At 52.2% G+C, this 14952-nt stretch carries 16 protein-coding genes; 8 read left to right on the top strand and 8 right to left on the bottom strand.

Annotated elements, in window-relative coordinates:
• Window positions 1-83: 83 nt before the first annotated feature.
• On the bottom strand, window positions 84-719 hold the full coding sequence (locus D5398_RS11535) for a carbonic anhydrase (RefSeq protein ID WP_120507768.1): 636 nt from the start codon (window positions 717-719) through the stop codon (window positions 84-86).
• 221 nt (window positions 720-940) lie between these two features.
• Between D5398_RS11535 and msrA the strand changes: the two genes are divergently transcribed.
• Entirely contained in the window at window positions 941-1483 is a 543-nt protein-coding gene (gene msrA, locus D5398_RS11530) for a peptide-methionine (S)-S-oxide reductase MsrA (protein ID WP_120507767.1), read from the top strand.
• 69 nt (window positions 1484-1552) lie between these two features.
• Here the strand turns inward: msrA and D5398_RS11525 are convergent, their stop codons facing one another.
• Window positions 1553-1735 (bottom strand): 4-oxalocrotonate tautomerase, encoded by a 183-nt coding sequence (locus D5398_RS11525; protein ID WP_120132848.1) that lies wholly within the window; start codon window positions 1733-1735, stop codon window positions 1553-1555.
• A 227-nt stretch (window positions 1736-1962) separates the two neighbouring features.
• Window positions 1963-2784 carry an alpha/beta fold hydrolase gene (locus D5398_RS11520; protein ID WP_120507766.1) on the bottom strand — a complete coding sequence of 274 codons (822 nt, stop codon included), beginning with the start codon at window positions 2782-2784 and terminating at the stop codon, window positions 1963-1965.
• Window positions 2785-3111: 327 nt separating this feature from the next.
• Between D5398_RS11520 and D5398_RS11515 the strand changes: the two genes are divergently transcribed.
• Entirely contained in the window at window positions 3112-3753 is a 642-nt protein-coding gene (locus D5398_RS11515; RefSeq protein WP_120507765.1) for a hydrolase, read from the top strand.
• Between the two features lie 66 nt (window positions 3754-3819).
• Window positions 3820-4239 carry a DoxX family protein gene (locus D5398_RS11510; RefSeq protein WP_120507764.1) on the top strand — a complete coding sequence of 140 codons (420 nt, stop codon included), beginning with the start codon at window positions 3820-3822 and terminating at the stop codon, window positions 4237-4239.
• A gap of 70 nt (window positions 4240-4309) precedes the next feature.
• Here D5398_RS11510 and D5398_RS11505 read toward each other — a convergent pair whose 3' ends face one another.
• Complete coding sequence (locus D5398_RS11505) at window positions 4310-5218, bottom strand: LysR family transcriptional regulator (RefSeq protein ID WP_120507763.1); 909 nt, start codon at window positions 5216-5218, stop codon at window positions 4310-4312.
• Between the two features lie 139 nt (window positions 5219-5357).
• Here D5398_RS11505 and D5398_RS11500 point away from each other — a divergent pair, with 139 nt between their 5' ends.
• Together D5398_RS11500 and cho are read left to right on the top strand one after the other, a co-directional pair.
• Window positions 5358-5666 carry an antibiotic biosynthesis monooxygenase gene (locus D5398_RS11500; RefSeq protein ID WP_120507762.1) on the top strand — a complete coding sequence of 103 codons (309 nt, stop codon included), beginning with the start codon at window positions 5358-5360 and terminating at the stop codon, window positions 5664-5666.
• Between the two features lie 135 nt (window positions 5667-5801).
• On the top strand, window positions 5802-6653 hold the full coding sequence (cho, locus tag D5398_RS11495) for an excinuclease Cho (RefSeq protein WP_120507761.1): 852 nt from the start codon (window positions 5802-5804) through the stop codon (window positions 6651-6653).
• 64 nt (window positions 6654-6717) lie between these two features.
• Here the strand turns inward: cho and gorA are convergent, their stop codons facing one another.
• Together gorA and D5398_RS11485 are read right to left on the bottom strand one after the other, a co-directional pair.
• Window positions 6718-8070: a glutathione-disulfide reductase gene (gorA, locus tag D5398_RS11490; RefSeq protein WP_120507760.1), complete on the bottom strand. Its 1353-nt coding sequence runs from the start codon at window positions 8068-8070 to the stop codon at window positions 6718-6720.
• A 176-nt stretch (window positions 8071-8246) separates the two neighbouring features.
• Window positions 8247-9089 carry a 23S rRNA (adenine(2030)-N(6))-methyltransferase RlmJ gene (locus D5398_RS11485; RefSeq protein ID WP_120132855.1) on the bottom strand — a complete coding sequence of 281 codons (843 nt, stop codon included), beginning with the start codon at window positions 9087-9089 and terminating at the stop codon, window positions 8247-8249.
• Between the two features lie 180 nt (window positions 9090-9269).
• Here D5398_RS11485 and prlC point away from each other — a divergent pair, with 180 nt between their 5' ends.
• Window positions 9270-11330 carry an oligopeptidase A gene (prlC, locus tag D5398_RS11480; RefSeq protein WP_120507759.1) on the top strand — a complete coding sequence of 687 codons (2061 nt, stop codon included), beginning with the start codon at window positions 9270-9272 and terminating at the stop codon, window positions 11328-11330.
• A 9-nt stretch (window positions 11331-11339) separates the two neighbouring features.
• Window positions 11340-12086 (top strand): 16S rRNA (guanine(1516)-N(2))-methyltransferase RsmJ, encoded by a 747-nt coding sequence (rsmJ, locus tag D5398_RS11475; protein ID WP_120507758.1) that lies wholly within the window; start codon window positions 11340-11342, stop codon window positions 12084-12086.
• Window positions 12087-12186: 100 nt separating this feature from the next.
• Here rsmJ and uspA read toward each other — a convergent pair whose 3' ends face one another.
• Entirely contained in the window at window positions 12187-12630 is a 444-nt protein-coding gene (gene uspA, locus D5398_RS11470) for a universal stress protein UspA (RefSeq protein ID WP_120507757.1), read from the bottom strand.
• A gap of 338 nt (window positions 12631-12968) precedes the next feature.
• On the opposite strand from uspA, the gene uspB reads away from it, so the two are divergent.
• Window positions 12969-13304 carry a universal stress protein UspB gene (uspB, locus tag D5398_RS11465; RefSeq protein WP_120132859.1) on the top strand — a complete coding sequence of 112 codons (336 nt, stop codon included), beginning with the start codon at window positions 12969-12971 and terminating at the stop codon, window positions 13302-13304.
• Between the two features lie 96 nt (window positions 13305-13400).
• Here uspB and pitA read toward each other — a convergent pair whose 3' ends face one another.
• On the bottom strand, window positions 13401-14906 hold the full coding sequence (gene pitA / locus D5398_RS11460; RefSeq protein ID WP_120507756.1) for an inorganic phosphate transporter PitA: 1506 nt from the start codon (window positions 14904-14906) through the stop codon (window positions 13401-13403).
• Between the last annotated feature and the right edge of the window lie 46 nt (window positions 14907-14952).

Here is a 14952-nt window from a genome sequence, read left to right as displayed (position 1 = left end):
TTAAATTGCCGGTTTATAATGCGGAACCAATTTAGACCTGTTTCGCATTAAATACCGGCACGACATCATGCCGGTATTTCTTATCAGCTGGCCCTGACTTCAGGATTATCTGACAGTGAAATAAAGGTGCTGCTTTTGGAATCGAAGGCTTCAATTGAACCCGATTCAATATCATATACCCAGCCGTGCAGGGTAATTTCACCTTTCGCCAGCGCCACTGCCACACAAGGGTGGGTGCGCAAATTGCTCAGCTGCGCGACCACGTTCTGATGCACCATACCGTTAACACGCGCTTCAGGTGATTCGTGTTCGAAGGATTCATTGATGGCTTTCGCCGCATCAGAATAACGCAGCCAGTGTGCGACCGCAGGCATGTGATCCAGACAGGTGCAGTTAGCGATTGCGCTCATTGCGCCGCAGTTTGAGTGTCCGCAGACCACGATATCTTTTACGCCCAGCGCCATTACCGCGTACTCGACCGTGGCGGAAACGCCGCCCGGTTCCGGCCCGAATGGCGGCACAATGTTACCGGCATTACGGATAACAAACAGTTCGCCCGGCTCACGTTGCGTGACTAATTCCGGCACTAAACGGCTGTCAGAACAGGATATAAAAAGAGTCTTAGGATTTTGATTTAATGCGAGCTTTTTGAAGAGCTTAGAGCGTTGGGGGAACGCTTCTTTCTGGAATCTGAGGAAGCCTTCAATTACGTCTTTCATAGGGGAATTCCATGTATTTCAATGCCAGTGAGTCTGCCACGAAAAAAAAAACAGATCAATCAGACGCAATATCATCACTATTTGCAGGGAAATAACCTGAAGCAAAATAATATAATTTTACCGGCTATAAGAATTTCACATTCTGTTTTTTTAATGCCATACCTTTATCTCAGCATTATCCGTCCCCATATTTACTCTACCCCCTGAGTGAAGGAGTCTGTATGACAATCGAATACGCTATTTTCGGTGGCGGCTGTTTCTGGTGTACAGAAGCGGTGTTCAAAGACGTCATCGGCGTGGAGTCGGTGGAAAGTGTTTATACCGGCGGGCGTCGACCGAATCCAAATTATGAACAGGTTTGCACCGGTACGACCGGCCATGCGGAAGCCATCCGTGTTGGTTTCGACCCGGAAAAACTGACCTACGGCGATCTGCTGGATATCCACTTTGTCACGCACGATCCGACCCAGCTTAACCGCCAGGGTAACGACGTCGGTACCCAATACCGTTCGGCGATTTTCCCGGCTAACGAACAGCAGAAGGCGGATGCGGAAGCGGCAATTCTTCGCGCGCAGCACGATCACAGCGACCCGATAGTCACCAGCATCGAACCGCTGGGGGAAGTGTATGTGGCCGAAGGCTATCATCAGAATTACTGGGATGGCGCGGGGCAGCAGAACCGTTACTGCATGGCGGTGATCCCGCCGAAACTGCAAAAACTGCGCAAGAGTTTTGCGCAGCGCACCAAATCTTTACAGCAGTAACAACGTCGTTATCCGTTGCTCAGCCAGCACTTTAATGCGTGCTGGCTGACGACGTTTCATATCTGCCGATTATTCTTCCGGTAACACTCCCCCTTTTGCCCAATGTGATTTCGGTATTTCAGTGATCACCACATCCACACTTTCAGGCTTACATTTGAGAGTTTCTACCGCCAGGCGGGTCACTTCACGGGCAAAGTCGCGCTTTTGCTCAGCTGTGCGACCTGGCAACATTTCCAAACGGATCATCGGCATAGTAAATCCTTAGTCATTGAGCCCTCACGGCGGGGGCAAAAACCATTCTACGTAAGGATGGTAAAGAATAAAGGCGTACTGCGCTCAATGAATTGAAACCAAAAGTGATTCATTCTGCGTAAAGTACCGCCATGATGATGAGCCAAAAAAAAGCCAGAACAAACGTTCTGGCTTTTGGACGCTTCAAAAATGTAGCGGATTGCATCCTGACTTTGCGACATCTGGCGTTACTTATTGGTGAGGAATGCCAGTAAATCGTCGTTCAGCTGATCCTGATGCGTGACGGCAAAACCGTGCGGCGCGCCTTCGTAGACTTTCAGCTCTGCGCCTTTAATCATTTCAGCCGCCAGTTTGCCGGTGGCCTCGAACGGCACGATCTGATCGGCGCTGCCGTGAATGACCAGCGTCGGCACGGTAATTTTTGCCATATCCGGGCGGAAATCCGTTTCAGAGAAGGCGGTAACGCAATCGACGGTGCCTTTCAGCGACGCCATCAGCGCGATGTTCAGTGTCTGCGTCATCACGCCGTCAGAAACGGTCATGCCCTGATTAGTGCCGTAGAATGGTGTAGCGAAATCACTGATGAACTGCGCGCGGTCTTTCAGCAAACCGGCTTTGATGCCGTCGAATGCCGTTTTATCAACGCCCTGCGGATGATCGTCCGTTTTGATAAACAGCGGTGTGACCGCGCCGAGCAGAACCAGGCTGGTGACACGTTCTGTGCCGTATCGGCTGATGTAGCGGGTGACATCGCCGCCGCCCATTGAAAAGCCGACCAGCGTGACGTCGTGCAGATCAAGATGTTCGATCAGATCGTTGATATCAGAGGCGAACGTATCGTAGTTATACCCTTCCCACGGCTGTTCTGAGCGGCCAAAACCCCGGCGGTCAAAGGCGATAGCTCGGTAACCGCGTTCGGCGAGGAAATTCATCTGGCTGTCCCACATGTCGGCATCCAGCGGCCAGCCATGACTGAATAACACCGGTTTACCTTTGCCCCAGTCTTTATAATAAATTTGAGTGCCGTCTTGTGTATTGAATGTGCTCATTTTTATATTTCCTCAGCGGTTAATTTGCAGGTTTTAAACGGGTTGTGCGTTGTGTTGCAAACAACATTAGGCGTGGCAGGAAAATATTGATAATGGGTTATTTTTGACAAGTCATTAAAAGATTTTGGTGTTTCTATCAGTCTGAAAATAATGGTGTTTTACGACTGTTTATAGAGAGGGATGTCTGTCAAAAAAATCTGAACAAGTTGCCAAATTCTTTCCGCTATCCGCTTTTGAAGTCCTGGCCTATTGTTAATTCCAGCAGCACAACAACACAACGTTAAATAAAACACACAACCCAACAATGCACTCTGAGAGGAAATGAAAATGTCTAAATTCGATCTGCTGGACCCACAGAACTCCACCCTGATTTTCATCGACCATCAGCCACAGATGTCATTCGGCGTTGCGAATATCGATCGCCAGCAGCTTAAAAATAATACCGTCGCCCTCGCCAAAGCAGGCAAAGTTTTTAACGTGCCGGTGATTTACACCTCGGTCGAAACAGAAAGCTTCAGCGGCTATATCTGGCCGGAATTACTGGCAGTGCATCCGGATGTGAAGCCGATTGAACGTACCTCCATGAACTCCTGGGAAGACGCTGCATTCGTGAAAGCGGTGGAAGCGACCGGGCGTAAAAAACTGATTATCTCCGCGCTCTGGACTGAAGTGTGTCTGACTTTCCCAGCCCTGATGGCGATGAAAGAAGGGTATGAAGTGTATGTGGTGACCGACACTTCCGGCGGCACCAGCGTGGATGCTCACGAACGTTCCATCGACCGTATGGTGCAGGCCGGTGCGGTACCGGTGACCTGGCAGCAAGTGCTGCTGGAATACCAGCGCGACTGGTCACGCAAAGAAACATACGACGATGTAATGAATCTGGTGCGTGAACATAGCGGTGCGTACGGTATGGGCGTCGATTATGCCTACACCATGGTGCACAAAGCCCCTCAGCGTAAAGCGTAATACCTCTGGTATTAATAATCGATAAGCCGGAACCGTGCTCAGGCAGGTTCCGGCAGGAGAGATATCATGCGTCATGCCCCTGTTTCCAGCCTGTCGGTACCTGCTATTCCTTTCGCGGCGATCCGCTGGTTAGCTTTACTGGCCTTATGTGCCGCCTATTTGCAGGGCGGTATCGTCAAACTTTTCGATTTTCCCGGTGCGATTGCCGAGATGCAGCATTTCGGTTTATCGCCCGCCGCGCCTATGGCTGCTGCGGTGATTGTGCTGGAACTGGGCGCTTCCGCGCTGATCCTCTCCGGGCGTTTTCGCTGGGCAGGTGCGCTGGCACTGGCGCTGTTTACTTTCAGCGCCAACTTTATGGCGAATGCTTACTGGCAGGTTTCCGGCCATGAACGCGCCATGATGATGAACGGTTTCTTCGAGCACATCGGCCTGGCGGGCGCCTTTATTTATGTCGCGTGGGATGACCTGAAGGGGAGAAAATAAAGCTCCGATGTATCACTGCTTTCAGTGCGGCAGTCGCAGTAAAAAGCCGCATTTAGCGGCTTTTTGTATTTCATTGCTGGCGGTACACCGCGGCAATACCTTCAAAATTCTGCAAATTCTCGCGCCACCACATGGCAGCATTGCCGGTGGCATTTTCGTTCCAGGCCATAAACGCCTGATCACGGCGGGTTTCGGTATCGAGACGGCGTTCCACCAGCGCACCGCTTTCAAGGTGCGGCGCAGCCAGATAACGCGGCAGATAGCCGCAACCCAGCCCGGCAATTTGCGCATGAACTTTGGCATTAAAGTCATGAACGCTGAGCATTTTCTGTTCATCGAGTACGCGTAAATCAGCACCGGTACTGTGGCGGGACGTGTCATGAACGACTACTGCGCGATACTGGCGGATTTGCTCGCGCACCAGCGGTTCCGGCATTGAGGCGAGCGGGTGGTGGGGTGCAACGGCAAACACATATTCCAGCCAGCCGATGGGGCGGTATTCAATGCCGCTGCGCGTGAGCGGTTCCTGCACGGCGCCAAATACAATGTCCGCTTCGCCATAACTCAGCGCTTCCCAGCAACCGGCGAGCACATCGTGACGGAATAATAACTGGGTATGCTGATGCTCTGCGTAAAAGCGGTCGATCAGCGGCGCAAGCAGCGCGAACGGTACGGAAGCATCAACGCTGATGGTCAGTTTGCTTTCCCAGCCGCTTTCGACGTACTGCGCCTGTTGCTCCAGCTCGCTGACGGCACGCAACAGCACGCGGCCTTTATCCAACATCAGACGGCCGGTAGGTGTGAATGTGGCGCGATGACCGGAGCGGTCCAGGAGTTTGATGTTCAGGTCACTTTCCATTTTCTGCACGGTATAACTCAGTGCGGAAGCCGTTTTAAACAGTCTGGCGGCCGCTGCGGCAAAGGTGCCGTGTCTGTCCAGCGCATCCAGGATCAGCAGCGCTTCAAGGCTTAATCGCATTATTTTCCCCACCCCAAAAATTGTTTAACAACAACCCAAAATATTTCCGTTATCAATAGCCGTGCCGATTTCGTATCGTTTATGAATATAACGCAACATTCAGTTAACCAGAACACCGGTTAATCAGAAGGAACATCCTGTGACTTATCCTCATCAACCTGACCACATTACCCTGGTGATCACCCACGGCGTACAGCGGGATAAGCTGGCGGAATACGAACTCTGGCTGGAGAATCTGATGGCCGATGCCGCAAGGTTTGCCGGTTATCAGAGTGTTAACGTACTGCGGCCTGTTCACGGCGAAACCATCTACACGCTGCTGGTGCGCTTCGATAACATTGATAATTTGTATCAGTGGATACAATCCGATCAGCGCGAAATCCGTGAGTCAACGCTTGCCAACTTGCTGATCGGACAGGAATATATCGAAATGCGCATGCAGGCATAATGTCCTGCCGCCCAAAATTTACACAAAGTTTGTCCTGCAAAAGGTTGAAGGCTGTATAAAACGCCAGTATGATTCGCCTGTTTTTCATACGGCATTTTTATTGAAAAAGTTAGCAGAGAAAACAGGTCAGCTATTTTGTGGAATCCCGAAAAAGAGCTTTTTACCGAGCTCTATCAGTACCCTGAACATCTTCGTCATACCTTAGAAAACTTACCCAATGGCAGCGGCGTCTATATTTTTTACGGCGACGATAACGCCTTTCCGTTGTATATCGGCAAAAGCGTGAATATCCGCAGCCGCGTAATGTCGCATTTTCGCAATCCCGCCGAAGCTAAACTTCTGCACATGACCCGCGATATCGAACACATCGAAACTATCGGTGAAGTCGGGGCGTTATTGCTGGAATCCGACCTGATTAAAACCCGTCGTCCGCTGTTTAATAAACGTCTGCGTACCGCCCGCAAGCTATGTTCTGTCAGGCTTCAGGGGCTGACTGCCTCGATTGTATTCAGCGATGACGTGGATTTTTCTCACAGTGAAGACTTGTTTGGCCTGTTTAAAACCAAAATGTCCGCAATCGAGAAAATCCGGGATATCGCCGATCAGGAGAAGCTGTGTTACGGCGCACTGGGGCTGGAAAAACTGGCAAAAAACCGGGCGTGTTTCCGCTTCTCGCTGGGGAAATGCGCCGGTGTGTGTTGCGGAAAAGAATCGCCGGAGGCTCATCAGGCACGTCTGCGGGAAGCGCTCAGCGCGCTGAAAATTCGCAGCTGGCCGTATCCGGGGCGCATTGCGATCGCCGAAGAAGCCAACGGACTGACCGATTATCACGTCATCAATCACTGGTTCTATCTGGGGACGGTGAAAACGCTGGAAGCAGCAAAAGCGTTCGATACCGCCGTGCCGCATTTTGATCGCGACAGTTATAAAATCCTCTGCAAGCCGCTGTACGCGGCAGACAGCCCGAAAGTAATTTTGCTGGATTAACGACAATAAAAAAGGCCTGAGATCAAAAATCTCAGGCCTTTATTTTTTTACTGCGTAACGTGAATTAACGCATGGTCACAAATTCTTCCGCGCCGGTCGGGTGGATAGCGACGGTGTTGTCGAAGTCTTTCTTAGTCGCGCCCATTTTCATTGCGACCGCGAAGCCCTGCAACATTTCATCCATGCCATAACCGATGCCGTGGATGCCGACGATTTTCTCCTCAGCACCAACACATACCAGTTTCATGCGACACGGCTGGCGGTGCTGGGTCACCGCGGTATACATCGCGGTGAAGGCGGATTTGTACACTTTTACGTTATCTTTGCCGAACTGCTCTTGCGCCTGCGGTTCGGTCAGGCCGACCGTGCCGATTGGCGGGTGGCTGAACACGACGGTGGCGATGTTGCTGTAATCCAGATGCTCGTCAGGTTTGTTGTTAAACAGACGCTCAGACAAGCGACGACCCGCAGCAACGGCAACTGGCGTCAGTTCAACCGCGCCAGTGTTATCGCCAACGGCATAAATGCCTTTTACGCTGGTGTTCTGGAATTTATCGACGACGATATAACCTTTATCGTTGGTTTTCACGCCAGTCGCTTTCAGGTTGAAGTTGTCCGTTTCCGGTTCGCGGCCAATCGCCCAGACCAGGCTGTCGACTTCAAACTCTTTACCGTTTTCCAGTTTCAACGTCAGGCTGCCGTCGGCATTTTTAACCACTTCTTTCGGAATGGATTCTTTATGCAGCGCCGGACCTTCGGTTTCCATCACTTCAACCAGGGTCTCAACGATCAGCGGATCGAAAGTACGCAGCGGTGCGTGTTTACGCACGAACAGGTGAGTTTCAGCACCCAGCGCGTTCATCACACCGGCGATTTCTACCGCGATGTAACCTGCGCCAACAACCGCAACGCGTTTAGGCATTTCGGTCAGATCGAAGAAACCGTCTGAATCGATACCGTATTCTGCACCCGGAATATTCGGGTGACTCGGACGTCCACCGGTGGCGATCAGGATGTGATCCGCAGTGATCTTCTCGCCGTTCACTTCAACGGTATGATCGTCAATGAAGCGCGCGAAACCTTTGATTACGTCCACTTTATTTTTGCCCAGTACGTTGTCGTACGAGGTGTGAATGCGGTCGATGTAAGCGGTACGGTTGGCGACCAGCGTTTTCCAGTTGAAGCTGTTCACGGTGGTATCAAAGCCGTAATCCGGGCCGTAATTGCGGATAGCTTCAGCGATTTGCGCGGCGTGCCACATCACTTTTTTCGGGACACAACCCACGTTGACGCACGTGCCGCCCAGCTCTTTAGCTTCGATCAGCGCACATTTTTTCCCATACATGGCTGCACGGTTGATTGATGCGATACCGCCGCTGCCGCCGCCAATTGCCAGATAGTCATAATGTTTGGTCATCGGATTTTCCATGAGTTGTCAAAAATGAAGAACGCCATACCAGCGTCGCTAATCTTAAAAATTGTCTGTGAGTTTAGCGCGTGAATGCGTTTTGTCGCAAAGTTTGGATCGATGGCTGCAATAGGTTTGATAGCTGAGACCTTGGGAAAAGGCCTCAGCGAGGGAAAAAGCTTTACTTACTCAGGCACTACCCAGTTAACCGTAGTATGACCGGTACCGGAAGGCACCAGCACTTTCAGCAGCCACGGCAGGACGTTGTTCATCTGCTGTTCGAGTTTCCACGGCGGGTTAATCACAATCATGCCGGAAGCAGTCATGCCGCGCTGATCGCTGTCCGGACGCACGCCCAGTTCGATTTGCAGAATACGGCGTATGCCGGTCGCTTCGAGATCACGCAGCATTTTTTTGATTTGCTGGCGCATAACGACCGGATACCACAGCGCGTAAGTGCCGGTGGCAAAACGCTTGTAGCCTTCCTGAATGCCTTTTACCACATCCTGATAATCGGTTTTCATTTCATACGGCGGGTCCATCAGGATCAGACCACGGCGTGAAAGCGGCGGCAGCTGGGCTTTCAGCTGCTGATAACCGTCAGCACGCGCAACGCGGGTACGGTCATCTTTCTGAAATTCACTGCGCAGCAGCGGAAAATCGCTCGGGTGCAGTTCTGTCAGATGCAGTTTGTCGTCTTCGCGCAATAACTGACGGGCAATCAGCGGAGAACCCGGGTAATAACGCAGATTCTCATTGCGGTTGAAGTGATTGACGACCGACATATACGCCGCCAGTTCTTCAGGAATATCGTCCCGCTGCCAGATGCGCGCGATGCCTTCCAGATATTCGCCGGTGCGTTCGGCATGTTCGCCGCTCAGCTGATAGCGCCCGGCACCCGCGTGGGTGTCGAGATAAAGGAAGGGCTTTTCTTTTTCTTTCAGAGATTCAATGATCAGGCTCTGAACGGTGTGTTTCAGTACGTCGGCATGGTTGCCTGCGTGAAAACTGTGGCGGTAACTCAACATGTGCGGCTCTCCTGCGGCTTCGCGGCATTATCCATTAAAGACTATCCCGCCGCCACCCATTGATTTCCCCATAACTTGACCGCATGTTAGAAGTTACGTCATCTTTAAGACGACCCGAATTCACGGCGTGGTGCGCCACAGGCGCATCAGCCCCAAACGCTATTACGAAGGACTGGCCCTATGACTGAACAGCAAAACGCGTCGAATCCGCTCTTAAAACCGTTCTCCCTGCCTCCTTTCTCTGCGATCAAGCCTGAACATATTGTCCCTGCGATGAAATCCGCGATCGAAGAAAGCCGTCAGACCATTGAACGCGTCGTCGCGCAGGGGGCGCCTTACACGTGGGAAAACCTGTGTCAGAAGCTTGCCGAAAGTGACGATCGCCTGAGCCGTATCTGGTCGCCGGTCGGTCATCTCAATGCAGTGAAAAACAGCCCGGAATTGCGCGAAGCTTACGAGCAATGCCTGCCAATTCTGTCTGAATTCAGTACCTGGACTGGGCAGCACGCCGGTTTGTATCAGGCGTACCGCGATTTAAAAGACAGCGAACATTTCAGCACGCTTTCCGTGGCACAGAAAAAAGCCATTGATAATGCGCTGCGTGATTTCGAGCTTTCCGGCATTGGTTTGCCGATGGACAAGCAAAAACGCTATGGCGAAATTTCTGCGCGTCTGTCCGAACTCGGCTCGACCTACAGCAACAACGTGCTCGATGCCACGATGGGATGGAGCAAACTCATCACCGATGAGAATGACCTGAAAGGTTTGCCGGAAAGCGCTCTGGCGGCGGCGAAAGCGCTGGCGGAATCGAAAGAGCAGGAAGGCTGGCTTTTAACGCTGGATATTCCAAGCTATCTGCCGGTGATCACATACGGTGAAAACCGTGAGCTGCGCGAAGAAATGTACCGTGCGTTTGCGACACGTGCGTCCGATCAGGGCCCGAATGCCGGTAAGTGGGATAACAGCGAAGTGATGGCGGAAGAACTGGCGCTGCGCCACGAACTGGCTCAGTTATTAGGTTTTGATTCCTTCGCGGATATGTCGCTTGCCACCAAAATGGCTGAAAACCCGAAACAGGTGATCGACTTCCTGAGTGGTCTGGCAACACGTGCCCGTCCGCAGGGTGAACAGGAACTGGCGCAGCTGCGCGCCTTCGCCAAAGAACATTTCGGCGTGGATGAAATGGAAGCCTGGGATTTGCCGTTCTACGGTGAAAAACAGAAACAGCATCTGTTCTCCATCAACGACGAACAACTTCGTCCTTACTTCCCTGAACAGCGCGCGCTGGAAGGGCTGTTCGAAGTGGTGAAACGCATTTACGGTATCACTGCTAAAGAACGTAAAGACGTGGAAACCTGGCACAAAGACGTGCGTTTCTTCGATTTGTTCGATGAAACCGGTGACTTGCGCGGCAGCTTCTACCTGGATCTGTATGCCCGCGAGCACAAACGCGGTGGCGCATGGATGAACGACTGCGTCGGCAGCATGCGTAAAGCGGACGGCGAACTGCAAAAACCCGTCGCGTATCTGACCTGTAACTTCAACGGCCCGGTCGGCAACAAACCGGCGCTGTTCACGCACAACGAAGTCACCACGCTGTTCCATGAGTTCGGTCACGGTCTGCATCATATGCTGACCCGCATCGACACTCCGGGAGTTGCTGGTATTGCCGGTGTGCCGTGGGATGCCGTCGAATTACCAAGTCAGTTTATGGAAAACTGGTGCTGGGAGCCGGACGCACTGGCGTTTATCTCCGGTCATTACGAAACCGGCGAACCGCTGCCGAAAGAGATGCTGGATAAAATGCTGGCGGCGAAAAACTACCAGGCCGCGCTGTTTATTCTGCGTCAGCTGGAGTTCGGTCTGTTCGATTTCCGTATGCATGCGGAATATGACCCGGCCAAAGGCGCGCAAATCCTGCAAACGCTGGCAGAAATTAAGAAACAAGTTGCCGTGGTGCCGTCACCGTCATGGGGACGTTTCCCGCACGCCTTCAGCCACATCTTTGCAGGCGGTTATGCAGCCGGTTACTACAGCTATCTGTGGGCGGAAGTGCTGTCTGCCGATGCGTATTCACGCTTCGAGGAAGAAGGTATTTTCAACCGCGACACCGGTCAGTCATTCCTGGATAACATTCTGTCGCGCGGCGGTTCCGAAGAGCCAATGGAGTTGTTCAAACGCTTCCGCGGGCGTGAGCCGCAGCTGGATGCTATGCTGCGCCACTACGGAATCAAAGGATAACCTCTGCCTGTGAGTGTGTGTTTACTGTGTGAAGAAGGCGCCGATGAAGGCGCCTTATCTGTTCTGGCGCAGCGCTGGAGCCTGACGTCTGATCCGGATGCCGTTATGGCACTGGTGCTGACGCCTGAACGGCTGGAATTACGCAAACGCGACGAGCCAAAACTCGGCGCGATTTTTGTCGATTTTGTCGGTGGCACGATGGCGCATCGTCGCAAATTTGGTGGCGGACGTGGAGAAGCGGTCGCTAAAGCTGTCGGCATCAAAGGCAGCTATCTGCCGGATATCGTTGATGCTACCGCAGGACTGGGCCGCGATGCGTTTGTACTGGCGTCTCTGGGCTGCAAAGTGCGGATGCTGGAGCGTAATCCGGTCGTCGCGGCATTGCTCGATGACGGGCTGGCGCGTGGCTATCGGGATGCGGAGATCGGTCCGTGGCTGCGTGAGCGCATGACGCTGCTGCACGCCTCTAGCCTGACGGCGCTTTCTGAGCTTTCGCCAAAGCCGGAAGTGGTGTATCTCGACCCGATGTATCCGCACAAACAAAAAAGTGCGCTGGTGAAGAAAGAGATGCGGGTGTTTCAGGGATTGGTCGGCCCGGACGAAGATGCCGATGGCCTGCTGGAACCGGCGCGTCGTTTAGCGACCAAGCGCATTGTGGTGAAACGCCCGGACTACGCCCCGCCAATGGCCGATATCGCCGCACAGGCCGCTGTCGTGACCAAGAGTCACAGGTTTGATATTTATACGCCGCTGTAACGCGCTGCCGTTTTAGCTCGTTCCATTATCGTCATAAAAAAATGCCCGCCGGTTTCCGCCTGCGGGCATTTTTATGTCAGCGTTTACGCAATAATGCGTTTTACGCTTCTTCTTCTTCTTCATCGCGCAAAGGCACGATCAGCATGTCGATGTGAACGGTGTTGATCAGCTGACGCGCAGAGGACATCAGTTTGCTCCAGAAATCCTGATGATGACCGCAGAGCACTAAATCCACGCCGTACTTGTTAATCGCATCCACCAGCACCTGCGCTAAATCACCGCTGCCGCTCAGAGTTTCTGAAATCGGGTAACCGGCGTTTTGCGACAGTTCGTTCAACGCGTGGTGAGTTTCTTCGGAAATACGTTTCTGCATGTCGCCCAGATTGACGTCGATAAGGCCGGTATACAGGTCGGAATAGTTCACATCAACGTGGATCAGGGACACCTTGGCGTTGTAAGGACGCGCCATGGAAACCGCTTTCTCGACTAAAACTTTGCTCTCAGGTGAGAGGTCAACAGCAATAAGTATGTGTTTGTAAGCCATAAGAAAACTCCTTCCATAAGTCGGTTAATAGCAATATCAGCATCATGCGAATGTCATGACTTTAGTATAGCGCCAAAATGGTGAGAGAAATCAAGCATACAGATCCCATTTCCAAATCCGGGCATCTATAGATACAAATAATATGAACAGTTCGGGATTCGTTTCCTACACTCAATAATGCAGGCTTCTCCTGCTTTAGCAATCTTCTGTGGTACGAAAAGAGGGCGGGCGTAGTTTGCCCAAGGTGTGAAATTGCGGAAAGGCAGGGCGAAACGTCGGGTATGCATCGCTATTTTACCGGTGCATTGCGCGGTGTCAGTTCGCCTTGAGGGGGAATCATGATCAGTCCCGTTGCGCTGTTTTGGGCTTTATGTTTTGTGTGTGTAGTAAACATGCTGCGCTATTACTCTTCTTTGCGCGCATTGCTGGTGGTACTGCGTGGGTGCGATCCGCTGCTGTATCAGTACGTCGATGGCGGAGGTTTTTTCACGTCGCACGGTCAGCCCAGCAAGCAAATAAGGCTGGTGCGCTATATTTATGCTCAGCGCTATGTTGAACATCACGATCCTGAGTTTATCCGCCGTTGTGAAAGGGTCCGCGGTCAGTTTGTGCTTACGACTGCGCTGGTCGGCCTGATATTGATGAGCATGATTGCAATGCTCATCTGGTATTAAAAACTGAAACAAACATGAGGGAGGATGTGTGGAAAAGGAAACAAAAAAGGCGACCTGCTGAGCATGGTCGCCTTTTTAATGCCGGTCAGAAAGCTGTCAGATAAGTTTCAGTGCAAGCCAGTACAGCACGCCGGAAAGGACAATCGACACAGGCAGGGTTAAAATCCATGCCATTGCGATGTTTTTCACGGTCTTCGACTGCACACCGCCGCCATCCACAATCATGGTTCCTGCAACCGCAGAAGACAGCACGTGTGTGGTGGAAACAGGCATGCCGGTGTAGCTGGCAACGCCGATGGAAACGGCCGCCGTTACCTGTGCAGACAAGCCTTGTGCGTACGTCATCCCCTTCTTGCCAATCTTCTCACCGATGGTGGTGGCTACGCGTTTCCAGCCAATCATCGTACCCAGTGCCAGCGCCAGAGCGACAGCAATGATTATCCAGATTGGAGCATATTCAACGGTTTGCAGAATGTCTGTTTTCAGGTCGCCGAGGAAACGTTTGTCCGCTGCAGAAGTTTCCGGCAGCTTGGCCACTTTATCCGCGGTATCAGAAACACACATCAGCAGGCGACGCATATGGCTGCGTTCTTCCGGTGACAGGTCACTGTAAGACTGAAGATTGGTCAGCAGTGTTTGCGCGCGGCCAATAGCGTCAAGTGCGTGGCTGCTGTCGCAGTGGAACACTTTAGGCTCGTCGGTGGGGGCAATATTGACGTCCGGTGCAGGCACCAGTGGCGTCTGAGCAATCACGTGCGGCACGGCATCAACATGTTGCTGATAATACTGACCGAGGTGAGTTACAGCGTCGCGGGTACGGGTAATGTCGTAGCCCGTCGCGCTCATATTCACCACAAAACCGGCTGGCGCCACACCAATCAGAACCAGCATGATCAGGCCAATCCCTTTCTGCCCATCATTAGCGCCGTGAGAGAAACTCACGCCGATAGCCGACAAAATCAGGCCGGTACGTGTCCAGAATGGCGGCTTTTTCTTGCCGTCTTTCTTCTCACGTTCCGCCGGTGTCAGGTGGATACGGGCATGTTTCTTATTGCCACTCCAGTAACGGCGCAGCAGGAAAATCATGGTACCGGCGATAATCATCCCGACCAGCGGAGAGATAATCAGCGAAGCAAAAATACCAATCATTTTAGGGATATTTAACGCATCGACCACAGACGTGTGAGTCATTAATGCATTGGTCAGCCCTACGCCAATAATGGCGCCGATAAGGGTGTGGGAGCTGGACGCAGGCAAACCAAAATACCAGGTGCCGAGGTTCCAGATGATCGCCGCGAGTAACATAGAGAACACCATGGCAAGGCCATGTGCGGAACCTACGTTGAGCAGCAAATCGGTTGGGAGTAAATGGACAATGGCATAGGCCACGCTCAAACCACCGAGCAGGACGCCAAAGAAGTTAAATACCCCTGCCATCACGACCGCTAATTGCGAACGCATTGCCCGGGTATAGATGACGGTTGCTACTGCGTTGGCCGTATCATGGAAGCCGTTAATCGCTTCGTAGAACAGAACAAACAGTAACGCGAGAATCAATAACGAACCGGTATGAAAATCCAACCCGGCAAATAGATGCAGCATAATTGTTACGCCAGTTAGTGGTCATGAACGCCGCGCATTATCTGCG

Source organism: Rahnella bruchi, assembly GCF_003614975.1.
Lineage (GTDB): Bacteria > Pseudomonadota > Gammaproteobacteria > Enterobacterales > Enterobacteriaceae > Rahnella > Rahnella bruchi.
Note: the sequence above shows the minus strand (reverse complement) of the source record. Positions and strands in the feature narration are given on the sequence as shown.